Genomic DNA, 24,855 nt, shown 5'->3' on the forward strand with positions numbered 1-24,855 from the left:
GAGACACAAACCTCAGATTTTTAAAAGATTAAAAGTTTTCTGTGATATATTTATAAACTTCTTGGCCAGCAATCGCACCGTCTCCGACGGCTGTCGTCACTTGACGTAGGTCTTTTTGACGAACATCGCCAACTGCAAAAATACCTGGGACTGTGGTTCTCATATGATCATCCGTGACCACCCAGCCATTTTCATCTAAAATACCAAGTTCTGTCGCAAATTCACTGACAGGATCTAAACCGACATAGATAAAGACACCACCGAAGGCTTGCTCTCTAACCTCTCCTGTCTTCACATCTTTTAAAAGGACAGACGTTACTTTTGGTTCCCCCTTAATTTCTTCAACAACCGTATTCCAAGCAAAATGAATTTTATCATTGGCAAAGGCACGATCTTGAAGAACTTTTTGGGCACGCAACTGATCACGACGATGGGCAATGGTCACTGTTTTTGCAAACTGAGTCAAAAAGACAGCTTCTTCTACCGCAGAATCACCTCCACCAACGACCAAGAGATCCTCGTCTCTAAAGAAAGCTCCATCACAAACAGCACAGTAGGAAACCCCTCTACTATTCAGCTCCTCTTCGCCAGGGACATTCAATGGACGGTGGTTAGACCCTGTTGCAATCACCACGGTTTTAGCTTCAAATTCCCCATCATCTGTGACAATCTTTTTGGTTGCTCCGTGGTCTTCGATGCGCTCTACCTGTCCAAACAAATGTTCCACACCAAGATTTTCTAAAGGCTCAAACATTTTTTCAGCCAAGTCTGGGCCACTAATATTCGCATAGCCAGGATAGTTTTCAATGTCAGACGTATTGTTCATTTGACCGCCTGGAATTCCTCTCTCAATCAATGCGACCTTTAAATTGCTTCGTGCTGCATAAAGGGCAGCAGTCATCCCTGCAGGACCCGCTCCAATAATCACTGTATCAAACATACTCAACCTCTTTCTGTTTTGTTGTAACCATTATAATTCTAACACGGTCTTTTTGCAATTATCGTGCTTGAAAGATAAACAAAATCCCTATGACCGCAAAGGTTAAAATAGGAATCGTCATGATATCAATTAAGAGGATATCATACAAATGGGCTTGTCGTTGCTTGGCTGTTTTATCTTTCTTCTTAAGGGCACGGTAGCCAATCCAAATACAAGAAGCGATCCCAACTAAAATCGTTGTCGTCACTAAACTTTGTAAATATAAGGACAATAATTTATTTAACATCACGACTCCAAATATTTTTACATTTTCAGAAAACAAACCCAGCTAGCATCGCCAGCTGAGTCTTACCTCTTCTCTATTATATCAAACATAGGTCCGTTTGTAACTAGCAAAGAATTCTTTTGTCCGTTCTTCTTTTGGATGTTGCATGATTTCCTCTGGTGTTCCAGATTCAATAATCCGTCCTTTATCCAAAAATAGGACCTTATCTGCTACTTGCGCTACAAAAGACATATCATGGCTGACCAGTACCATGGTTTGTCCCGATTTTGCCGCATTGGCAATGGATTTTTCAACTTCTCCAACCAATTCTGGATCCAAGGCTGAAGTCGGTTCATCCAGCAAAAGAACCTCTGGTTTCATGGCCAAGGCACGAGCCAAAGCAACCCGTTGTTTTTGTCCACCTGAGAGGTGACGAGGATAGTGATTTTCACGATCCGATAAGCCGACTTTTGCCAGTTCTTCTCGAGCAATTTTCGTTGCTTCTTGATCGGATAAGCCCTTCACAACAATGAGCCCTTCTTTCACATTTTCAAGGGCTGTTTTTCTACCAAATAAATTAAACTGTTGGAACACCATGGCCAATTTTCTTCTTAAGGTTAAGATTTGATCTTGGGTAATGTGCTCAAAATCAACTTCGAAATCATCAATCTTAATTCTACCGCTATCTGGTGCTTCCAAATAGTTTAAACTGCGTAAGAAGGTTGATTTACCAGCTCCCGAAGACCCGATTAGGGCCACGACTTCCCCTTTTTGAATTTCCAAACTGAGATTATTTAAAACCTTTTGACCTGAAAATGTCTTTGATAATTCTGAAATATAAATCATTAGATACGGACCTCCTGATCTGGTAAATCAATTGCTACGGGAGTCTCAATATCCAGTCGACGTTCAATGTGACGGCCTAGTATTTCAATGAGAATGTTCACAATCCAGTAAACAATCGATACCGTGATAAAGCGTTCAAAGTACTTCAAATCGCTCCCACCAATAATCCGTGCTTGGGCAAAAATTTCAACCACACTGGCACTAAAGGCTAGCGAAGTCCCCTTGGTCAATCCGATGAGAGAGTTGATTAAAGTAGGAGTTGCAACGACTGCTGCATTGGGAATAATAATCCGGCGATAAACTTGACGGTTGGTCATCCCAAGACTACGCGCTGCCTCAATTTCACCAGGATCCACTGATAAAATGGCTGCCCGGATGGTCTCACTCGCATAAGCCGCCTCATTAAAGGCAAGAGCAACAATTGCAAACAGCTCAGCCGGAATGGCATTAATATTAAAAGCTGTTCCATAAGACTGATTGATCGCTTTTAAAATAAGAGGAATCCCATAATAGGTCAACATCAACTGAACCAACAAAGGAGTCCCCCGTAAAAAACTGACAAAAACAGCTTGAATCGGGTAAAGAATTCGTACACGATTAATTTTGACCAGAGCAAAAATCATGGCAAAAATAATCCCAAAAAATGCGCCTCCTAGGGCTAATAAAATCGTCACAGGCAATTTTCCTATGACAGCCGGAAATGCATCCAATACAGCTCTCAAACTAAACAGCTTGCTATCTGGAACGTGTTTTAAAAAGTCAGCATACCAGTTGGCAGTTAAAAGATTAGTTGTAAACATTTTTGTTACTTCCTTTCTCGAACATAAACATTCTATCACATTCACTATCGGAATTCCAAAAATTGCTACAGAAATAGAAAAATGATAGACTACTCAAATTTAGTCTATCATAATTTTAGACAAGTTCCTAATAGTTTTTCTTTATGGAGTTCATAAAGAAAATCTATGTTTTCTTCTGAACATTTGAAAGAAGGGGTTAGAAAGTTTGACGTTTGGCCTTTCGTTCGGCCCGACCACGCGCACGGTTTTCAGCTCGCTTAGCTTTTCTCCGCTTTTCATCAACTGCCCATTTAATTTTTTTCTTGTAGCCTGGTTTGATTTTTTTCTTTTTCTTCTTCACCAGACCAATCATTTCGATGTCGAGTTTCTCTTGCTTTTTCTCACGATTGGCCCGTCTATCCCGATCATAAGTATCTTCAATAACCCCATTTTTCAACACTTTCGGTACGAAACGAATGCCCATTTTTTCTAGTTCACGGATATCTGAATCATCACTCGGTTGATAAAGAGTAATAGCGACACCTGGTAGACCATTGCGTCCTGTCCGGCCAACACGGTGAACAAAGAAGGAAAGATCTTGTGGAATGGCATCGTTGATGACATGACTCACCCCTTCGATATCAATTCCACGCGCCGCCAAATCTGTGGCCACAATATACTCAAAATCAAGATTTTTAACCTGATTCATGATCCGTTTCCGTTCACGTGGTGGGATATCTCCGTGAATCTTCGCCACTTTTAATCCTTGAGCCACTAAATAGGCATGGAGATCATCTGCTCTCGTTTTGGTATTAACGAAAATCATAGCCAAATAAGGTTGCAAGGTCTTGGTCAATTGGTAAATTTGCTCATTTTTATCCCGACCCTTGGTCGAAACCAGCCAATTATCGATGGTATCTGAAATCACCGTCTTGGTCTTAATCTGCTCCATGACTGGGTTTGAGAGATATTTTTTCAAGAAAGGTTGTAATTTCTGCGGAATGGTGGCTGAAAAAACTAAAAATTGCAGTTGTTGCGGAAGTCTTGAAGCAATCTTATCCACGGTTGACAAGAATCCCATGTCCAGTGTCATATCCGCCTCATCTACCACAAAAGTATGGGCCTTATGAATAGCCAGATCACCAGATGCAACTAGATCGTAGATCCGGCCTGGAGTTCCAATCACGATATGTGGTTGTTTGACCTGCAGTTTTTCAATCTGACGGCTTTTATCCGTTCCTCCAACATAATTCACAATCCGAATCTCTTTTTCAGAATGACTAGCGATTTGACGAGCAGCTTGGTAAATTTGCGTCGCCAACTCCCGACTAGGAGCCGTGATGACCGCTTCAACTTGTTGGCTGTCTTCGTTTAACGTTTGAAAAATCGGCAAGAGGAACGTATGGGTTTTCCCAGAACCAGTCTTTGACTCTCCTACCAAATCATTTCCAGCTAGGACAATCGGAATTAGTTTTTCCTGTACTTCGGTTGCTTCTCTAAAATTGATTTCTTTCAGTGCCTCTTGAATATAGGGCTTAAAATTAAACTCTGTAAATTTCATTTTCTCAGTTCCTTTCATGATCTCTATTATTATATCAGAAAAGCTGTCTTCTTGCTTCTCTTATGAGTCATTTTTCCTAACCAGCGAAGTCTCTCTCAGTCAGCAAAAAACGATGGGCAAGCCCACCGTCGTTTTATAGGTAGAGAAGGACTAGAGTCACGACACTTGTTACAAAGGCAATGGTCCACATAAAGGCATCCACTTTCCATTCTGACCAGTTTTGCCCATTACCAGAAAGGCCGCCCAGTTCTAAATGATGGTGGAAAGGAGTCATTCGGAAAATCCGACGTCCTTCCCCGTAACGTTTCTTGGTCCATTTGAAATAGGTCACTTGTAGCATCACTGAACCTGTTTCAATGACATAGACCAGACCAATCAAGAGCAGCGTCCACTCGACATGCAAAGCCATTGACAAGGCTGCAAGCATCCCTCCAAGAGCTAGACTACCGACATCTCCCATAAAGATTTTAGCCGGCTTGTGGTTGAAGACAAAGAATCCTAGCAAGGCCCCAATCATACTCAAGGTGACAAAGAGAATGTCCCATTTTCCTTGCATATAGGCAATAAAGGAATAGGCACTCAGGCTAATGGCAACGGAAATGCTGGCTAATCCATCAATCCCATCTGTCAAATTGACGGCATTTGAAAAACCAACCAACCAAAACAAAGCAAAGAGAATGTAGAAATGGCCCAAGTAAAGATCGTAACCAAAGACATTCAAAAGGCTTCCTGCACCGTGGCGTTCAGAAAAAATATAGAAGATGATTCCACCAACGAGTTGAAGAGCTAATTTTTGCTTTGGATTGAGCCCTTCATTAATCTTACGAAAAACCTTTAAAAAGTCATCCAAAAATCCAACAATTCCATATAGAATCAAGATAAATAGAGTAAGTTGAACAGGTCGCGTGAAATTTCCAGTCAATACGGTAACGACAAAACTGACTAGAACTGCTGTAATGAGAAACACCACTCCACCCATTGTTGGAGTGCCAGCTTTCGCTTTGTGTTGTTTCACATCTTCATGCATTTGTTGCCCAGAAATATGAGCACGATGGTAAAATCGAATAAAGGCTGGAATAGCAGCCACTGTTAATAGAAACGATACAAGGATCGTAGCAATATACATCTTAGTCTCCTAATGTTAACGTAATCTTTTTGGTTTTATTGAGTGAGGTGTTCATTTTGACACTTTGTTTGGTTACTTTCTTTCCACTACCTTTATAGGTAATTTCAATTCCAGTCCATTCTCCAAAGATGTCTGCATTTTTCTTAGTCCAACCATACATATCTGGAACCGCATCAAAGTCTTCTGTCAATAACAATACTTGTTGATTGGCTTTGACTTTAGAGCCTACATCCACAGACATTTTGCGGATATTTTTCCCGGTTCCTAGGACAATTGGTTGCACCAAATTGCGACGCAATTCCTCTGAATAAGCACCTGGGCTTAGATTTTGCTTCAGATTCAACTCTTTAGAGAGAGTTTCCACTGAAGGGATTTTGTAGGTCGTTTCTTTGGTCACATCATCCAAAGTTGGTGCCTCTGATGTTAAGTGCAATTCGTCTTTTAAAGCAACTGCATCTTCCAAAATAGGATTGACCAGTTCTTCCCAGCTGGTGGCTGAGAATTTCACTTCTGGTTGTTGGACCGTCACATACATGATGAATTCAGGATCTTCTGCAGGTGTCATGGCTACAACCGAGTTGATATAATCATTTTCTCCTTGCAAGTATCCTTGATCTGTCGCCATTTGGGCAGTCCCTGATTTCACCGCAACGATTTGACCGGGTACCTGAATGATGGGTCCATCACTGTACAAGGTTCCATACTCTGGATCTGTTCCGACGGTGATCATATAGTTCCGTGTCTGTTGCGCAGCTGATCCTGAAACTGGTTTTCCAACAACTTCTTTTTTTGATTTGCGGGCTGTGTCTGATTTTTTATCGTAAATAGCACTAATAAATTTCGGCTCCAACATTTCCCCATCATTTGCAATGGCAGAGAATGCTCGCAACATCTGCGTTTGGGTGACAGATAGCCCTTGTCCAAAGGCAGACATAGCTTGAGTAACATAGTTATCACCCGGAAGGCTTCCAAAACCCTCATCGCCCATGCCAAAACGGGTAGGGAGACCAAATTTGAAGCGGTGGAGGTAATTCATCCAGACGTTATTTCCCATCTTCTGCTCTAGCTTGGTCATCCCAATATTACTAGAATAGGCAAAGCCCTGCGCGATATTCATATAGCGACCTTCAGCCAGTCCCATATTGACATCCCAGTCACGGATGGTCGCATCTTTTACTTGTAGTTCGTTACTGTAGTATACCTCATTATAAGCTGGGAAGGTTCCATGATCAATCGCCGAAGCTAATAACATGACCTTCATCGTTGAACCCGGTTCATATTGATCTTGATAAAGGATGGTATTCCAGGTTTTCAAGTTTTTCAGATCCAGCCCTTGTTTGGTATCCGCATTATAAGATGGACGTTGCGTTGTCGCAAGGATTTCTCCTGTTTTTGCACTCACAAGAGTCGCACTAACATACTTTCCTTTTACTTTTTCTTGGAAAACATCCATACGTGTCTCAAGGTAGGTCTGCAATTCTGCCGAAATGGTCGTATAAACATCTTTTCCATCTTCTGTTTTGACAGAAACCTTATCTGAACCAGGAACGATATTGCCGTTTCGGTCTTTGTCATAGGTGATGACTCCATTTTGACCAGCGAGAATACGATCGAGGGATTTCTCCATCCCTGATTGCCCCTTCAAGGTTTTATTCCCCTCTTTATCTTCTTGAAGAGAGGCCTGCCCTATAAATTGAGAGGCAAAAACTCCATTTTTATAGCTTCGATTTGGACTAGTTGTAAAGGCAACCCCTTCAATCTTCGCTGCTTCCATGGCCTCACGGATAGCCGTCATATTACTATAAGTAATGCCGTTTCCGTTCGATCCAAAAGAAACTTGTTTCAATTTCTTTTGCGACAACTGTTGAATGACGTAATCCTCATCCATCCCTAAGTACTGCTTAAAGATTTCTGCTACTTTTTTAAATTGGCTCTCTTCTACATAGAGGATTTTTCCGGTTGCTGATTTGTACTTTTTATCAATAACAGCATAAACGTTATAGGTCGTAGCATCTTCAGCAATTACTGCTCCATTTCGGTCATAGATCGTTCCACGTTTTGCAGGAACAATAACCGTCTCCTCATGGACTTTTTTTGCTTGATCCGATAAGGTCACACCGAATTTTTTGTCAGTCCCAATAATCATTGCAAAATTAATCAGAAAGAGAAAAAAGAGGAAAATCGCCAGTACACTGAGATTTTTCCCAACTTGTTTTCGATTCTGATCCGGCAAGCGACGTTTCTTTATCGAATACCCGATTAAAAATTTTTTAAATTTATTCATCACTACTTGCACTCACTGTTTTTCGATTTTCTTTTTGCAGCTTCATTCCTTGGGAGCTAGCCAACTGTGATAAGCGGTCATAACGTGTTAATTCATTGACCTCTTGACGAACATCTGCCAATTCCGTCTTTTTGGCTTCTAGTTCCGTATTCAAATCAGTCAACTCACTCTGTACTTGTAAAATTCGTGTCTGCATAAAGACGATACTAATGGCTAAAATAACAGCTGTTAGGACAATCGACCCATAAAAAGCCTTTTCTACTCTAGAGAAACGGCGAAAGTGGTCTTGCAATACCTGTGTTCTTGTTCTCTCATCTCTTGCTGCCATATCAATTCCTCTTACTTGTGTATTTTTCGAGCAACCCGTAATTTTGCTGAATGGGATCGATTATTGCCCTCAAGCTCCTCTTCACTTGGCAAAATAGGTTTCCGGTTGACCAACTCCATCTTTGGTTTCAAATCATCTGGAATAAAGGGAAGTCCTTTTGGAACCTCAACCGTCGAAGCTTCTTTAAACAATTGTTTGGTCAATCGATCCTCTAACGAATGAAAGGTAATCACAGAAATACGACCATCGAGGGCCAACAAATCCATGGCTTGCTGAATCGATTCATCTGCAGCTCCCAATTCATCATTGACTTCGATACGAATGGCTTGGAAAATCTGTTTAGCAGGATGGCCCTTTTTCTTGAGCTCCTTAGCTGGTTTAGCAGATTTAATAATCTCTGCTAATTCAGTCGTCGTTTCAATCGGTTTAATTGCTCGTGCTTGCTCAATTTTCCGCGCAATTTGCTTGGAAAATTTGTCCTCTCCATATTTAAAAAAAATACGGACTAGATCATGGTAATCGTAGCTATTAACGACCTCATAGGCTGTCAAGGAAGCTTCTTGATTCATCCGCATGTCCAGAGGCGCATCTTTCTTATAAGAAAATCCGCGTTCCCGTTCATCTAACTGAGGACTAGAGACACCTAGGTCATAACAGATTCCATCAATTTCAGTCACACCCAATTCGTTTAGACGTTCCTTCAAATGACGAAAGTTATCCTTAATGAAGGTCACCATGCCTTTCTCGATGAAAGGTGCCAAACGAATCTTAGCATTCTCAATCGCATGCTGATCTTGGTCGAAGGCATAAAGATGGCCCGATTCATTTAATTTTGTTAACAAATATTCGCTGTGGCCTGCCCCACCCAATGTGGCGTCTACATAGATCCCATCTGGCTTAACATCCAGCATATCGATCGTTTCATGAAGCAAAACCGTTACATGATGAAATTCTTTACTCATATCTTTACTATTTTACCACAAATGGGACCAAGATGCACTCCTGAAAGAAAATTCACTAACTAATCCTATCGGACCTTTTCGGATCCTACAAAATACCTAGAAAGGCTTGATTTCACTTGTTTCCTCTAGGATTTATGATACAATATTCTTATGAAAATAAGAAAACAGATTCTCATCCCACTTTTATTGGTCGATGCTATCGCTCTCTACTTTTTTCTAACCACTATTGAGGCTTGGATTTTTTGGCTTGCTGCCCTGATCCTAGTCGGCTCACTTTGGTGGTTCAAAAAAGCCATTCAAGGACAAAAAACAGAGATGGAAGAAAAATAATTTCTTCCATCTCTGTTTTTCTTTTATTCCCTCCAAGAAATTTCTTAAAAAAAGCAAACTAGCTCTGAAATAAAAAAGAGGCTGGGACAAAAGTCCTAGCCTCTCTATTGTTTTTGGATTGTCGAGCAAGACGCAGTTGTTGAGTGGGCTCTAATACGCTGATTTCATCAGCTTATACAGGCCTACTCAACTGTGCGAAGGTGGGACGACGAAATCGAATTCTAACGAATGACCGATTTCTGTCCCACTCTCTTTCGGTTTATTGATTATGTTTCCAATTGCTGTAAATCCCAAAAAGAATGATCCAGATGGTTGCTCCAATCGCTCCAATGTATGTTGATTCTTGCAAGAAGAGACAAACGAATACAAAGAGGAAGAAAACAATGGTCAATGGATTCAACACTTTATAGGCTGGCATGACAAAACCATCTGGCATAAATTCTTTCGATTTACGGTACTTAAGATGGGCAAGCATAGTCAAAATGTAAATAGCAATGTAGACACCAGAAGAAGATGCCGTAATCAAGGCAAAGGCATCTGAGACACCTGGCAAGACATTGATAAAGGCTGAAACAGCAACCACAATCGCAGAAAAAATAATCGCCCGACTTGGAATTCCCATACGAGATAAGCTATTCAGTTTCAAACGATTCATCACTTTACTGTTTGGTGTTTCTTTTGCAATCTGGTACAAGTGACGCCCTGTTGAATAGAGAGTAGAATTCAAGGAAGATGCCGCAGCTGTCAGTACAACAAAATTAATCAATCCTGCTGCCCACTTGATTCCTACCATCTGAAAGACTGTTACAAACGGTGACTTATTGACAGGAAGCTGTTGCCAAGGGAAAATAGCCATAATCGCCAACAAAGCTCCTACATAAAAGATCACAATCCGGATTGGAATTTCTTTAATAGCTTTTGGCAATACTTGTCGGGGATTAGCTGTTTCAGAAGTAGTAATTCCGACAAACTCGATCGCTTGGTAAGCAAAGAAGACCATTTGGAAGGCCATGACGAACTTGACCCAACCATTTGGAAACATTTGAAAACCATTGGTAATGTTACTTAAGCTAGCGTGTCCAGCTGGTGTTTCAAAATTCGTCGTCACCATAAAGATTCCTGTTGCGATCAAGGCTAAAATAGTGACAATCTTGATCATTCCAAACCAGAATTCAACCTCTCCAAAAACCTTCACAGCGATCAAGTTTACACAACTTAAGAGCGCTAAAAAGATAATTTGAATCTGCCAGGCTGGCCAATTTGGAAACCAAAGCTGGACATAGTTGGAAACAGCGGTGATCTCTGCCATTCCCAAAAATACCAAGGAGACCCAATAGGACCATCCTGAAAAATAACCCCAACCTTTTCCTAGATACTTGGTGATAAAGTTGATAAAGGTGTGTTGATCAGGATCCATATAGAGCATTTCTCCGATCGCCCGCATCATCAAGTACATGAAGGTGCCAGTCAGCATATAGACTAAAATAATAGAGGGACCTGTCAAAGAAAGGGAACGACCAGCTCCAAGAAAGAGCCCTGTCCCGATGGTTCCTGCAATAGCGATCAGCTGAACATGCCGATTTTGCAGACCACGAACCATCCCATTTTCGGTTTCTTCACCAGGATGATGTTTTTTTGACATATGATTACTCCAATTCTTTTTCTGTACATTTTCAGAAAAGTATACTTCAAATTTTCACACAATCTACTATACCATGTTTTTAAAAATTGGTCAATCTAGTCCAGAATATTCTGAATTTTATAGATTAAAAAGAGTTCTGGAGTCTCTTCCAGCACTCTTTTGCTTATGAATTAGGGTCATCGAGGCTACGGCCATGCAAACCTTTTTCCCGTTGCACTTGGCGTAGTTTCTCAGGTGTTACATCGTTACCTTCTTCATCCACAATTTTGATCCCTTCAATGTGGTGACGAACCGAACGACGATAACCTTCAATGTATTCTTCACGAAGTTTTGCTTGCTCCACTGTTTCTTCTGGCGTCAAACCTTCTGTTTTTTTCTTTTTAGCAAGCTCATTGATTCGAGCGATTTTTTCAGGTGTCATAATAAAACCTACTTTCTACCCGTCATCAGGTACTTATTTTGTGTTCAATTGGTTGAAGGCTGCAACAGCATTAGCTTTCGCTACAAGGCCTGCAAGAAGGGCCAAACGGTTGTTTTTAACCGCCTCATCTTCTGCCATTACCATAGTATTGTCAAAGAAAGCATCAATGACTGGGCTAAGAGCAAAGAGTTGAGCCAATTTGTCACTTGCTGAACCAGTCAATTCAAGCTCTTCAATCGCTTTAGAAAGGGCTTTTTCTTGATCATTTTCAAAGAGACTAGCGTCGACTTCTACTGAAGCATCTGCTTTTTCTGCCAAGTTGAAAGCACGAGAGAGTGACTCAACAGCTGCCTTGTAACCATCCGTCTTAGCAGCTTCTGAGAGAGCATCTGCTGCTTCCAGCATATCCGCAACCACGAAATTTGAACCAGCAAGTACAGCTTCTTTGATATCTTTTGGTGTACGTCCCATCATCTTGTCCACACGCGCCTTGATGAAGTTGAGCACTTCTGCTTGATTGTCATAAGAAAGACTAGCAAATGAAAGTCCGTAAAGGCTGTCGATCAACTCATCCATAGGGATGTGCCAACCAAAGGCATCCAAGATACGAACAATTCCTTGTGTTGCACGACGAAGCGCATAAGGGTCATTAGAACCTGATGGAATCAAGCCAACTGAGAAGAAGGAAAGGAGGATATCCAATTTATCTGCAAGCGCAAGGATGGCACCAACCTTAGTCTCTGGAAGAGCTCCGTCTGCTGAATCAGGAAGGTAGTGCTCACGGATAGCTGTCGCAACCGCAGCATCCTCACCAGCAAGGAGGGCGTATTTTTCACCCATGATTCCTTGCAATTCATCGAACTCTCCGACCATACCCGTCAAGAGGTCAAATTTGTAGATTTCAGCTGCACGAGCGACAGCTGCCGTTTCTTCAGCAGTCAAACCAGCTTGCTCAGCCAATGACGCTGCAATAACACCCGCACGGGCCATGTGTTCTGAAAGAGAACCGATTTTTTCATGGAAGGTTACATTCGCCAATTTAGCAACCAGATCTTCAATCTTGAGTTTTTGGTCTTCACGCCAGAAGAATTCACCGTCTTCAAGACGTGCCACCAATACTTTTTCATTTCCTCGAACGACATTTTCCAAGTGCTCAGCGTTCCCATTACGAACTGAGATGAAGTTTGGTTTAAGCTTACCATCCAGGTCACGTACAACAAAGTAACGTTGGTGCGTTTCCATTGAGGTCACCAAAACTTCTTCTGGAACATCCAAATACTTAGTATCAAAACTTCCCATAAAGGCAGTTGGGTATTCGACCAAGTTCAAGACTTCATTCAAAAGGCCTTCTTCGATTTGAACTTGAACACCTTGTTCTGCTTCGATGGCTTTGATTTGCTCACGAATCATGTTTTCACGTTCTTTACTATCCGCAATCACGTAAACGGTACGAAGGTCTTCTTCATAAGAATCCGCATTGGTAATTTCCACTTCATGTCCAAGAAAACGGTGTCCACGGCTCACACGACCTGAGTGGATATCCAAGAAGTCAAGGTCGAGCGCTTCGTCGCCCAAAAGAACGATCAAGGTGTGAACTGGGCGAATGTATTCAAAGGTGTTGTTAGCCCAGTGCATGCTAACAGGGAAGGTCAATGAAGCAAGCACCTCTGGAACGCCAGCCAAGACTTCTTTAGCTGGTTTTCCAGCTTCGTGCTTCGTAACATAAACGTACTCTTCGCCTTTGACTTCACGGAATTCGATATCATCAACCGTCAAGCCTTTTCCACGGACGAATCCTTGAGCCGCTTTTGAGAAGTTTCCATCTGCATCCAAGGCGATTTTCTTAGAAGGTCCTTTAAAATCTTCGGTCAAATCAGATTGTTGATCCGCTAAACCAATCACACGGACGGCCAAACGGCGTGGTGTTGAGAAGGTTTGAATGCTTTCGTATGAAAGACGGTTGTCATCCAAGAAGGCTGCCATTTTCTCACCGAGTTGTTTTTCACTTGGTGTGACAACGTAGGCTGGCAACTCTTCAAGTCCAAGTTCTACTAATAAGTTTTTTGTCATGTTTTTTCTCCGAAAAATATCTTTTTTTCCAGTTTGCCTTATGTGATTGGCACGCAGCAACCGACTTCGTCGTTTCATTGCTAAAATTGGAGCCTAATGTCTCCAATTTTGCCTGGTATCGTTAGTTTCTCTAACGATACCTTTATCACTGCGGCAACTGGTTCTGTAGGATTGCTCGATCAGCCAATCCCATCTAATACGCTCTCTTTATTCTTCCTCTTCTGCTAGGAATTTTGCGCGTGTGGCTTCGTCGAGAAGTGGGTAACCAAGTTTCTTACGTTCTGCGACGAAAGTTTTGGCTACGACACGGGCCAAGTTACGGATGCGGGCAATATAGCCGGCACGTTCTGTAACGGATACTGCTCCACGAGCATCTAGCAAATTGAAGGTATGTGAACATTTCAAAACGTAGTCATAGGCTGGGTGAACAAGGCCCAATTCCAAAGCACGTCCTGCTTCTTTTTCAAATTTTTCGAAGTTTTCAAGAAGCATATCTTGGTCAGAAACTTCAAAGCTGTATTTTGAGTGTTCATATTCTGGTTGAAGGAAGATTTCTCCGTATTTAACGCCTGGAGCCCACTCAATATCGTAAACAGAATCGACTTCTTGGATGTAAGAAGCCAAACGTTCCAATCCGTAAGTGACCTCAGAAGTTACCGGACCAGTTGCCAATCCACCAACTTGTTGGAAGTAGGTGAACTGAGTGATTTCCATACCGTCAAGCCAAACTTCCCAACCTAGACCAGCTGAACCAGTTGATGGGTTTTCCCAGTTATCTTCAACGAAACGGATATCGTGTTCCAAAGGATTGATCCCCAATTTTTCCAATGATTCAAGGTAGAGCTCTTGGATGTTTGATGGTGATGGTTTCATGACCACTTGGAATTGGTGGTGTTGGTAAAGACGGTTTGGGTTTTCTCCGTAACGACCGTCCGCTGGACGACGTGATGGCTCTACATAAGCCGCATTCCATGGCTCAGGACCAATGGCACGAAGGAAGGTGTAAGGACTCATGGTTCCCGCACCTTTTTCATTATCATAAGCCTGCATGAGCATACAACCCTGGTCATTCCAGTATTGTTGCAAAGTCAAAATAATTTCTTGAAAGGTTAATTTCTTAGACATTAAATACTCCTTGATTTAAATGATTTCTTGCGACACGAGTCTGCCTCGTCGATTACACGAGGCAAGACGAGTTAGTACTGCGTCTAGCTCAGGCACCCTAGTGCTGAGCGTGTGGCAGTCCGACTGTAAGGAGATCTCTGCCACTGACGCAGTGGAAAGTCAATTTTTTAGACATGTTTTACTCCTTATTCATAAAATTTCTTGTGACTCAGGATACAAAAAGAACCGTGTCTCTACTCCTAAGTCTGTGACCTAGGGGCGTCAGAAACGCGGTTCCACCCTAATTTATTACTTCATTTTATTTTACTTTACTCAGCTTTTTACTGAGAGAAAGCGCCACTTGCTTACTTTGCTCTACTTGGCTCTCACTATCCCAAGCTCGCTAGAAAAACGCCGTAAGCCCTTCTTTCTTGACTAGTATTATAGCAGATTTTTAGTGACTTGTAAATTAAAACCCGCATGAAACAATCGTTTCATACGGATTTTAGGCTAACAAACAATGTTGTTTTTCTTATGGACGTCTTGCAGCTTTTGGTTTTTTACCATGAAGTTTTTTCTTGGCATTCTTCAAGGCTGTCAAAGCATCTTTCACATCTTGTTGGCTTGCTCCTGGATTTGAAAGGATAGTTTGTGCATCCTTGAAGGCTGCTAGGTAAGCTTCTTTTTCTTCATTTCCAGCATAGATGAATTTAGCATTCTTTTCTTGGAACTTCAATTCTTCCTTGATGTATTTTTCAAGGCTTGAAAAATCAGTTGCTTTCCCGTTTAATTTTCCTTCCGCACGGCTAAGCTCAGCAAGTGCTTGATTGATTTGTTCTTGTTTCACAGTTGGATCAACTGCAAGCAAGGCCACTGTTTGGAAAGCACGATCGTAGTCGCGACGTACTTTTTCTTTGGCATTGGCATAATGACCAGTTTTAGTTGTAGCATCGTAAGCTTGCATCGCTTCTTTCAAGGCCGCAACGTTTGAATCTTTCCCATCTAAAGCTTGGCTAGCAGCTTCAAGACTAGCTAGAGCTTGGTTGACTTGCTCTTGACTGACCTTGTTGGTCAAGGCTGCTTGGGCCGCTTGCAAGGCTTGGTCATAGGCTTCCTTCTTATCCGCACTGGCATTGAAGTACTGCGCTGTCTTTGTAACATCTGCTTGGTTGTTCAAAGCAGCCAAGAGATCTACTTTTGAGATCACTCCGATACGATAATTGTTGTTGCGCCCTGCGACAACTGAGATCACAGGTGCTTCCTCAGCTAGTTCATAACCTGTAGGAAGAGTTGCAACCAAGGTATATTGACCAGTTGCTACAGATTTACCAAAGCCATTTTTACCATATTTTTCAGCAGGCAAGACAAAGTTTTCACCATCTGCCCCTTTTAATACGATCGTAGCTGCTTTTGAAACCGGTTGATCAAAGCTGATGCTAACTGGTGCATATTCTAAAGTATTGGCAAGAAAAGCAATCGTTTGGAAACTATTATCCTCTGTCAAATCAAATTCTTGCGTCAAGCTGCTGACAAATTTCACTTCTGTACGATCATACGTAAATATTTCAGCAGTATAATGACCAAAGTTCAAGAAGTTAATATCTTTTGTCTTATCAACTGACACGTATTTGCCGTTGCTATCTTTGATTCGGTAAACATACATAGTATCCAAATCTTTGTTCGTTTTAGCGTCACGAACTGCAATTTGAACCCGACCACTATTTTGATCCCGAACTAAATCAGCTAGTGAAACATAATCTACGTTCCCCGCAAAGTCTTCTACATAGTAGTAGATATTCTTCTTATCGATGTTTTCAGGAAGATCGAAGCTACCATCTGCATTGGCCTTGATCACATGGTAATTTTCAAGCGCACGTGTACCATTCTTATCTTCACTGGTTTGGACCATTGTCCCCTGATCATCAAATGGAGTCACATAGACGAGTTTTTCAGTTAAGATACCACCATCGCCAACATCTTTGGCTTTACGTGCTACAAACTGTTGAGCCCCATCTTTGAAACGGATATATCCAGATGTGATCACTGGTTTTTGAGTATCGACTTGAACCTTGAAGGTTGTTGATTGCTCCTCAGCTCCAGGAACCATTGGTGTGTAACGAATGACATAATCATATACACCATCTGCTACTGCTTTCCCATTTGCATCGGTACCGTTCCAAGCAGTGTTATCTAGTGTGTAACTGCGTGGGTTCTTTTGGTCACCGTTGAAGAAGTTCTTACGATGGTCAGATGGAGTTCCTTCCCACAATGGATTTTTATGTTCCGTATCGCTTGCTGCGTAGACCGTTGCATGAAGGTTTTCAATATTTCGAAGAGCGACTGTCTTGTATTCAACAAGGTCTTTATTCCCATCTTCATTTGGCGAAATAGCGATGCGAACATTTCCATTTTCATCTAATTGAAGAGAATGTGTACCTTCCGCATTTTCTTCAATACCAAGAACTGTCATCCGACGACCATCTCGTTTTCCTTGTGTGAGGAGAAGATCATTTTGAAGGGTAACAAGCGCAGAAACATTGGCACTAGAGGAGATATTCAAATCTTTTGGAACATGATAGTAGAAGCCATCTTTTCCTTCGCGAACCAAATCATAGATTGGTTTTTCAACAGCTGGAAGGTTTTGGAATTCTCCCTTGAATCCCATAAACGGCAAGCTGACCACATCCCCATCATCAGCCGGATCTACAAAGCGAACAAATCCTTCAAGGAAATAGCCGTTCGGCATTTCTTTGCTCAACTCTTCTGTGAATTTACTTGTATCGACTTTCACTGTAACCGTTTCAGAGCTATGAGCTTTCACAGTTACTTCAGGCCAAGCTGTTTCAGTCAATTTACGTGGACGGAGGGTAAATTTACCATCCTTCACTTCATCTGTATCAGTATTCACCAACATTTTCAAGGTACGATCGGTATCTGAAATATTGTGGACAGTGACATCAAAGGTAAAGCTATCTCCAACATTTCCAAGAGTGACACTTGGGTAGTTGTTTTCACCAGTGACATACAAGTCTGTTGAAACGGCTGCAGCTGCCGTATCAACCACCCCTGCTCCCTGTTGACGAGGAGAAGTATAAGCACCTGTTTCTTTGTTAACGTGTGGTTTAGCCGTAGACATGATCAAGGCTTTCACTGTTTCAGAAACTTGTTCAGGAGTCAATTCTGGATGGTTCTTCACAAGGTATTCTTTAACCAAGGCTGCAACACCTGCTACGTGAGGTGAGGCCATACTAGTACCACTCATATCCCCGTAGGTATTGTCATTCAAAGAAGAGAAGATATTCCCACCAGGTGCTGTGACATCTGGTTTCAATTGACCATCGGTTGTCACTCCCCAGCTTGAGAAATCAGACAATTGGTCTGCTTCTGGAGATGGACGGTTGGCCATGGTATTGTTAAAGACAACTTTGTAAGATCCAGCTTTCAGAGCTTCCCCATAGCGTTTTGAAATGAAGACAGATGGAATTTTCTTAGCATCTCCATCAATTGCCATTCCAAGATTCGATCCTTCTACATTATTGTAAACCAAGGCCCCTACTGCACCATGGTGGAGGGCATTGGCAATTTTTTCTGAGAATGGAATTTCTCCACGTTGGATAAGCGCCAATTTACCAGTAAGATCTAGATCTTTGAAATCATCTTCTTTCCCAAGACCAACTGATACATACTCATATTCTTTGCCTTTTTCAAAGTCTGTATCTGTTGCAGATTTACTGTAGTCAAACTTCCCGTTATCTAATTCCGCATTGCCTTCAAGGCCTTTGACTTCAAACACTTCTGTCGTAATAACATTATTATTGATAGAAGCAACAGAGATGGAGTCCTCTACTGTTGAAGGATTTCCGACCAAACCATAATCTGGATTTTCAGCAGAAGGTCTTGAGTAACCATTTCCAAAGCTATTGCTATTTCCTGCAGAAATTAAGACAGATACGCCTTTAGCGCGCGCTCGTTTAATGGCATCTACAATATCTGAATCCGCATTGACCGTAGAACCAGTCGTAGAGCCAAGACTCATGTTGATAGTATCTGCACCAAGAGCTACAGCATCATCAATTGCTTTTACATAAAGAGCAGATCCTGTTGTTTTTTGACGATCTGAAAAGACACGCATAAACATAACTTGCGCTTCTGGTGCTACACCATAGATCTTTTCACCGTTTCCTGCTTCTTTATCAGGATTCCCTGTTGCAATCCCAGTAACGTGCATCCCATGAGAATCTCTTTCGGCCTCTTTGATATTGTCGGTACCATCAAAGTAGTCATAGGCATATACAACTTTGTCATTGTACCATTTACCATAATCAATTCCTGCTGCTTTCTTAGCAGCTTCGATTTCTCCTTGGTTTTTAAACTTAGCTTTTGAAGGATCGGTAATCCGAAGAACCTCGTGGTTCACATCCAAGCCAGAGTCGATAACGGCAACAACCATCCCTTCCCCTTTATAGCCTTGCTTCCAGGTTTGGGGAACAGTAATAATTTCGTCACTTTCGATGCTTTGAGGTTTTTCAGCTGCCTCATGGCGATTCGTTGTTTCTGAACTTGTCGCAGAAGCCACTTCTGTTGCTTTTTCTACAGGTTTTTCTGCTACTTCCGGTTTTGTTTCTGGAACAGCAGCTGCTTCTTTCGGAGCTTCTGTTTTTTCAATAAGAGCTGCTTCTGTTGTATTCGTTGTCTTTTCAGCAACTGTTACTTCTTTTGCAACTTCTACTTTCTCACTAGCAACTGCTGTACTTGCTTCTGTTGCTTGTGAATGCTCTTCTTCAGCAGGTGCCTGTTGAGTAGTGGCTACAAGCTGTGTTCCAGCACTCGTTTGGCTGGCCGCTTGTTCTTCTGCACTCGCTTGTGCAGATCCAAATACCAAAACAGCCCCTAATAAAACTGAGGCTACACCAAATTTGTATTTTCTTAATGAAAAACGTTCTTGTCTATTCATAGAAACTCCCCTTTTATTTTAATAGTAACTATTATAACGCAAAATTATCTGAAAATTCATTCAAAAAACAAATTGTAACACAAATGTAACATTCACGAATATTACTAGCTATTAATTTATTTTCGTTCGGAAAATTGTAAATTAGAATGGGAAAGTATTATAGAACATCTGTTTTTGTTGGAGTTTTAAAATTATTTAATCATTGAAAGGTTTTTAAAAACCGAGAACGAAACTGTCCTCGGTTTTCATTAATGAATAGAAATTCTCTTTTAAAAATCTTTGGTGTCCGGATCTGGTGCACCTGCTTCAACCGGAAGATGGCGCAGGAGTTCCACATCATCTGCCGCCAATTCAAAATCAAAGCAATTTAGATTACTCGCAATCCGCTCAGGCGTAACCGATTTTGGCAATGGAAGGAAGCCTTCTTGTAAACTCCAAGCCAAGGCTAGTTGAGCAACGGTCTTTCCATATTTGGCAGCCATTTCTTTTACTTGTTCATTTTGGAACAACTCCCCTTGGCCAAAAGGTCCCCAAGCCTCTAGTAAGATACCATGCTTGCGACTTACAGCAATGGCTTCGCTTTGGTAAACCCCAGGTGCTAGACGAATTTGGTTCACAGCTGGGATGACCCGAGCTGTTTCAAGGAGCGCTTCCAAATGATGAGGAAGAAAATTGCTAATGCCAATAGCCCGAACCTTGCCAGCAGCTAGCATATCTTCCATTGCCCGCCAAACCTCAGCATTTCGTTGTTTCCAAGCATCATTTTCTCGAAGAGGTTTTGGATTTGGCCAATGAATCAAATAAAGATCTACATAGTCCAAGCCTAGTTTCTCAAGAGACTCTTCCAAAGCAGCTTGAGCGTCTTCATAGGTGTGATGAGTATTCCAAAGTTTGGTGGTAATAAACAGGTCTTCGCGCGCAAGACCACTGTCTTTAATGGCCCGACCCACACTCTCTTCATTCTGATAAATCGCAGCTGTATCGATATGGCGGTAACCTGCTTTTAAAGCAGCTAAGACAGCTTGATAGGCTTCTTCTCCATCTGCTGCTTTCCAGGTTCCAAATCCTAATACAGGAATCTCCACCCCATTATTTAAACGATAATTGTTCATTTTTTCTTTCCTTTCTTCGATTTCGGTTTCTTAGGCCCTCGAAGCTTGAGCTCTGGCTTAAAAATATTCTTCTTGGTTGGCTCCATCTTCTTGCTATAAAAACTATAGAGTAAAAATGCCCCACCAACAATCACAATAAAGATATTTTTTCTTACAATCCCATAGAGCAAGAAAAAAATTCCCATCAATAAAAAACGTATATCAATTGCCTTCATAAGCTACCTCACATTTCAATTCCCATTATAGCATGAAAAGACAGCATTCACAAAATTGCACTACCATCGGTAAACAAAAACCTCTCTAGGTATGACTTAGAGAGGAAGTATTCTATCTTCGATTCTTGAATCTAATTGGTAGCTTGGTAACGTTTGACCCCATCGAGATAGGTCGCAACCAGATCCAAATTTTGATCAAGCACGATGAAGTCCGCGTCATATCCTTCTCGAATTTGACCACAAACATCATCAATATGGACTGATTTTGCCGGATTGAGGCTGGCCATCATCACTGCTTCGTAAGGGTTAGCAATCCCCCACTCTACAACATTTTTTAATCCATCTTTCAATTTCAAGATTGAGCCAGCTAGATTACCAGTTGATTTCAAGCGAGCAGTCCCTTCAGCAACCACGACTGGGAATTCCCCAAGCATATAATCCCCGTCTTCTAATCCCCCAGCTGTCATACAGTCAGTAATCAAGGCAACATTTTCTTTTCCTTTTTGTTTCATCAGGATATCACATGCTAGCGGATCAACGTGATGGCCATCACAGATCAACTCTGCTGTGGTATGAGGCAACTCATACATGGCACCAACCATACCGAGTTCACGGTGCGTCAAACCACGCATACCATTGTAGGCATGCACCCAGACACTCGCACCTGCATCAACCGCTTTTTTAGCTTCTTCAAAAGTAGCATTGGAGTGTCCCAAAGCGACTGTCACCCCTTCTCCTGTAATGGTCCGAACAAATTCTTCCACCCCTTCACGCTCGGGAGCAAGGGCAATCTTATTCAACAGACCATTGGCAGCTTTTTGCCAAGCCCGGAATTCTTCCATACTTGGATCCTTCATATAAGATGGGTTTTGAGCTCCCTTGTATTTTTCTGTAAAATAAGGTCCTTCAAAATAAATCCCGCGAATCTTAGCTCCTGTTGCTTCTTTGTATCGTGCACCGATATTTTCAGTTACTGCCAAAAGTTGTTCGTAAGAGGAAGTAAGGGTCGTAGGCAAAAAGCTCGTAACCCCTGTACTCAAGAGCCCTTCACTCATGGTATGGAGAGTGCCTTCGATATTATTATCCATCACATCTACCCCACCAAATCCGTGAATATGGGTATCTACGAGGCCAGGCGCAATGCTGTAACCAGAATAATCCAGCACATCCGCACCTTCTGGTAAGCTTTCCACATGTTTTCCAAACTTGCCATCAACAAGCTCCAAATAGCCTCCGCGGCGAACCCCATGTGGATAATAAAATTGATCTGCTTTAATATATGTAGACATAAAATCGTCCTTTCCATTGTAGGAACTGTGTTCCATTTATATTCATACATATTATAACGCTTTCACTTCCATTTGTAAATGGTCTAGACCTATTTTTGAATAGAATCCAACAAAAAACAGAGTAAGCTTCCTACTTACTCTGTTTGACGTTCCTTAAATTTGCTCGATTTGTACTTTTTCAGCGAGATTCATGGCATGGTCTGCAACACGTGTATAGTGAGAAATGATATCAATAAAGTTTACTCCGGCTTGAGGTGTACATTCGCCTTGGTTCAAACGACGAATATGGGTTTTCCGAAGTCTTTTCTCCAACTTTTCAATTGCCTCGTGACGTGCTACCAATTGGTTTGCAAGACTCACATCATTGTTCTCAACAGCTTTTAAGGCATCCTCTACAAATTGATGGGTTTGGTTGTAAATATCTTCCAATTCAGCCAAGGCCGCTTCTGAAAAGACCACTTTCTTACGAATTAAATAATCGGTCAGATTGATCAAGGCTTCCGCGTGATCTCCAATCCGCTCCAAATCCCGTGAAGAATCCAAGATATTGGTGAGAACTTCACTTTCTCTCGGACTCAAGGCTTCACTTGACAAACGAATCAGGTAGCGAGTCAAATCATCATCAATGGTATTGATGGCTTCTTCTGTCTTATGACCCTTTTCAGCTGTTTTCTCATTTTGATGAACAATATAATCATAAGAAAGATTAAAAGCTTTGTCTGCATATCCACCTAAATGAAGCAACTCTTTTTTCGCATTTCCAAGAGCAATCGAAGGCGCTTGGGTGATCAAGTTTTCATCCAAGTAGAGCGGTTCATATTTGACAACCTCATCCTCACCAGGAATCAGCTTGGTCACAAAGTATGCCAAAGCTCCAATGAATGGGAACTGGATGATGGTATTGGTTATATTAAAGGTTCCGTGAGCAAAGGCTATGGTCATTTCTGGGGATAAATGAAGAGTCGTTTCAAACCATTGAATCAAAGAGGTAAACGGAACAAGGAAGACAAGACAGATAATGGTTCCGATAACATTAAAGGCTACATGGGCACCTGCCACACGTTTGGCCGCAATATTAGCTCCCAAGGAAGCAATGATAGCTGTAATGGTCGTTCCGATATTATCACCAAAGAGAACTGGGAGGGCTCCTTTCAGGTCAATCAAATGACTAGCATAGAGATTTTGCAAGATACCAATGGTTGCAGAAGAGGCCTGAATCAAAAGTGTTAAGCCTGATCCAACAAAGACACCCAAGATAGGACTTTTACTTAACTGCACCATATAGTCACGAAAGACTTGCAAATCTTTAAGAGGTTCCATAGCCCCACTCATCAAGTTGAGGGCAAAGAAGATACCACCGACACCAAAAACGATTCGTCCAACATTATTAACCAAACGATTTTTGGTAAAGAAGAGACAAACCGCTCCGATAAAGAGCATGGGAAGAGCGTAGTCTCCTAATTTAAAACCAATGATAAAGGAGGTAATAGTCGTTCCAATATTGGCCCCCATAACAATACCAATAGCTTGACGGAGGGTTAGAAGTCCTGCACTCACCAGACCGACCGTAATCACTGTAACCCCTGAACTCGACTGAATCAAGGCAGTCATCCCAATCCCTACTAGAACCCCTAGAAAGGGATTACTCGTATATTTATCAATATAGTATCGAAGTCGATCTCCTGCAGCCTGTTGCAAGCCTTCTCCCATGGTTTTAATACTATAGAGAAAGAGCCCCAGGCCTCCCAAAAAGTTAAATACAATTTCCTGCCAGTTAATCGACATGTTCATTCCTCCAAATTTGAGATCAGAAATAAAACTCCTCTCCTATTGTAAAGGATAATTTCCAATCACACAAGAGATTTCTGTAAATTTCTATTATTTTTTGAAACCGTTTTTCCTTCTGTTTTATTTTCCTCGTTTTAAGAGCCAAAAAAAGAGGGTGGAAAATTTCCAACCCGAGACTGTAGACAAACTATTCTTTTTTATAAATCTAATAAATTCTATAAAAAGAAATGTTACTCGTTAGAGTGATTCAATCATCTACTGAAACTTTTCGTCGTGAGAAAAGTACCTGAAACTTAATAGTTTCAGGTACTCGGAATTATTGAGACCTTAGGCTCAATAATTAGTCATGGAACTTCGAAGAAGTTCGCTGACGTCCGTACTCACCTAAGGAAAGTTTCTAAGAAGACTTTGTCTTTCAATCTGGGCGTGGAAAATTTCCAACCTCTCTAGTCTTTGTTCAAATTGCGTAACATCTCATCGATCTTGTTACCGTATTCGATAGACTCGTCTTTGACAAAAGTAAGATCCGGAATCTTGTACAGTTTCAAATTCCGACCTAATTCACGCTTGATGGTTCCTGTTGCTTTTTCAAGGCCTGTCTGAGCCTTTTGATTGTCTGAAGCCAAATCACTCATAATTGAATAATACACTTTGGCCATAGACAAATCACCTAGCATTTGAACATCCGTAATAGTAACGCCTTGAACACGCGGGTCACGGACTTTCTTTTGTAAAATCTCATTGACTTCACGCTTGATTTCCATCCCTACTCGATCTGTCCGAAAATGACTTGCCATAGGAACTCCTTTCTGCTTTGTGTTTAAAAACTAGGAAATCAG

General features: G+C 41.6%; 20 protein-coding genes. 1 reads left to right on the forward strand and 19 read right to left on the reverse strand.

The genetic code is table 11. The annotated features are described in order from the left end of the window. Positions 1 to 28 precede the first annotated feature (28 nt). From trxB to rsmH, 9 genes are all read right to left on the reverse strand, one after another. Entirely contained in the window at positions 29 to 940 is a 912-nt protein-coding gene (trxB, locus tag HMPREF2917_RS07465; RefSeq protein ID WP_070589970.1) for a thioredoxin-disulfide reductase, read from the reverse strand. A 58-nt stretch (positions 941 to 998) separates the two neighbouring features. Next, positions 999 to 1,226, reverse strand: coding sequence for a DUF4059 family protein (locus HMPREF2917_RS07470; RefSeq protein WP_003003995.1), 228 nt, complete (start codon positions 1,224 to 1,226; stop codon positions 999 to 1,001). 81 nt (positions 1,227 to 1,307) lie between these two features. Further along, positions 1,308 to 2,051 (reverse strand): amino acid ABC transporter ATP-binding protein, encoded by a 744-nt coding sequence (locus tag HMPREF2917_RS07475; protein ID WP_003003991.1) that lies wholly within the window; start codon positions 2,049 to 2,051, stop codon positions 1,308 to 1,310. Further along, positions 2,051 to 2,851: an amino acid ABC transporter permease gene (locus HMPREF2917_RS07480; protein WP_049498839.1), complete on the reverse strand. Its 801-nt coding sequence runs from the start codon at positions 2,849 to 2,851 to the stop codon at positions 2,051 to 2,053. Before HMPREF2917_RS07480 ends, HMPREF2917_RS07475 begins: the two co-directional genes overlap by 1 nt. 196 nt (positions 2,852 to 3,047) lie before the next feature. Next, positions 3,048 to 4,391: a DEAD/DEAH box helicase gene (locus HMPREF2917_RS07485; RefSeq protein WP_023920282.1), complete on the reverse strand. Its 1,344-nt coding sequence runs from the start codon at positions 4,389 to 4,391 to the stop codon at positions 3,048 to 3,050. Between the two features lie 133 nt (positions 4,392 to 4,524). Further along, positions 4,525 to 5,517 carry a phospho-N-acetylmuramoyl-pentapeptide-transferase gene (gene mraY / locus HMPREF2917_RS07490; RefSeq protein ID WP_070589973.1) on the reverse strand — a complete coding sequence of 331 codons (993 nt, stop codon included), beginning with the start codon at positions 5,515 to 5,517 and terminating at the stop codon, positions 4,525 to 4,527. Position 5,518: 1 nt separating this feature from the next. Then, positions 5,519 to 7,801: a penicillin-binding protein PBP2X gene (pbp2X, locus tag HMPREF2917_RS07495; protein ID WP_070589976.1), complete on the reverse strand. Its 2,283-nt coding sequence runs from the start codon at positions 7,799 to 7,801 to the stop codon at positions 5,519 to 5,521. Further along, positions 7,794 to 8,129, reverse strand: a complete 336-nt coding sequence (gene ftsL, locus HMPREF2917_RS07500) for a cell division protein FtsL (protein ID WP_003010374.1) — start codon at positions 8,127 to 8,129, stop codon at positions 7,794 to 7,796. Before ftsL ends, pbp2X begins: the two co-directional genes overlap by 8 nt. Positions 8,130 to 8,140: 11 nt before the next feature. Then, positions 8,141 to 9,091, reverse strand: coding sequence for a 16S rRNA (cytosine(1402)-N(4))-methyltransferase RsmH (gene rsmH, locus HMPREF2917_RS07505; protein ID WP_070589978.1), 951 nt, complete (start codon positions 9,089 to 9,091; stop codon positions 8,141 to 8,143). A 150-nt stretch (positions 9,092 to 9,241) separates the two neighbouring features. Here rsmH and HMPREF2917_RS07510 point away from each other — a divergent pair, with 150 nt between their 5' ends. Then, a complete protein-coding gene (locus HMPREF2917_RS07510; RefSeq protein WP_042759811.1) occupies positions 9,242 to 9,421 on the forward strand; it encodes a hypothetical protein in 180 nt (59 codons plus the stop codon). Between the two features lie 259 nt (positions 9,422 to 9,680). Here the strand turns inward: HMPREF2917_RS07510 and HMPREF2917_RS07515 are convergent, their stop codons facing one another. The 10 genes from HMPREF2917_RS07515 to rbfA all read right to left on the reverse strand — a co-directional run bounded on the left by HMPREF2917_RS07515 (position 9,681) and on the right by rbfA (position 24,813). Beyond that, positions 9,681 to 11,063, reverse strand: coding sequence for an amino acid permease (locus HMPREF2917_RS07515; protein ID WP_070586285.1), 1,383 nt, complete (start codon positions 11,061 to 11,063; stop codon positions 9,681 to 9,683). 163 nt (positions 11,064 to 11,226) lie between these two features. Continuing rightward, positions 11,227 to 11,484, reverse strand: a complete 258-nt coding sequence (locus HMPREF2917_RS07520) for a DUF896 family protein (RefSeq protein WP_003010384.1) — start codon at positions 11,482 to 11,484, stop codon at positions 11,227 to 11,229. A 33-nt stretch (positions 11,485 to 11,517) separates the two neighbouring features. Next, positions 11,518 to 13,554 (reverse strand): glycine--tRNA ligase subunit beta, encoded by a 2,037-nt coding sequence (glyS, locus tag HMPREF2917_RS07525; protein ID WP_070589980.1) that lies wholly within the window; start codon positions 13,552 to 13,554, stop codon positions 11,518 to 11,520. A gap of 207 nt (positions 13,555 to 13,761) precedes the next feature. Then, on the reverse strand, positions 13,762 to 14,679 hold the full coding sequence (gene glyQ / locus HMPREF2917_RS07530; RefSeq protein WP_070589983.1) for a glycine--tRNA ligase subunit alpha: 918 nt from the start codon (positions 14,677 to 14,679) through the stop codon (positions 13,762 to 13,764). A 511-nt stretch (positions 14,680 to 15,190) separates the two neighbouring features. After that, on the reverse strand, positions 15,191 to 19,612 hold the full coding sequence (locus HMPREF2917_RS07535; protein WP_070589985.1) for a S8 family serine peptidase: 4,422 nt from the start codon (positions 19,610 to 19,612) through the stop codon (positions 15,191 to 15,193). A 269-nt stretch (positions 19,613 to 19,881) separates the two neighbouring features. Then, positions 19,882 to 20,724, reverse strand: a complete 843-nt coding sequence (locus HMPREF2917_RS07540) for an aldo/keto reductase (protein WP_070589988.1) — start codon at positions 20,722 to 20,724, stop codon at positions 19,882 to 19,884. Further along, on the reverse strand, positions 20,721 to 20,939 hold the full coding sequence (locus tag HMPREF2917_RS07545; RefSeq protein WP_003018530.1) for a hypothetical protein: 219 nt from the start codon (positions 20,937 to 20,939) through the stop codon (positions 20,721 to 20,723). The genes HMPREF2917_RS07540 and HMPREF2917_RS07545 overlap by 4 nt, the downstream gene beginning before the upstream one ends. Before the next feature lie 131 nt (positions 20,940 to 21,070). Continuing rightward, a complete protein-coding gene (gene nagA, locus HMPREF2917_RS07550) occupies positions 21,071 to 22,228 on the reverse strand; it encodes an N-acetylglucosamine-6-phosphate deacetylase (protein WP_070590019.1) in 1,158 nt (385 codons plus the stop codon). Between the two features lie 153 nt (positions 22,229 to 22,381). Then, a complete protein-coding gene (locus tag HMPREF2917_RS07555) occupies positions 22,382 to 24,013 on the reverse strand; it encodes a Na/Pi cotransporter family protein (protein ID WP_037608308.1) in 1,632 nt (543 codons plus the stop codon). Between the two features lie 449 nt (positions 24,014 to 24,462). Next, positions 24,463 to 24,813, reverse strand: coding sequence for a 30S ribosome-binding factor RbfA (gene rbfA, locus HMPREF2917_RS07560; protein WP_003003976.1), 351 nt, complete (start codon positions 24,811 to 24,813; stop codon positions 24,463 to 24,465). Positions 24,814 to 24,855 lie beyond the last annotated feature (42 nt).

This window comes from Streptococcus sp. HMSC061E03, assembly GCF_001813505.1.
Taxonomy (GTDB): Bacteria; Bacillota; Bacilli; order Lactobacillales; family Streptococcaceae; genus Streptococcus.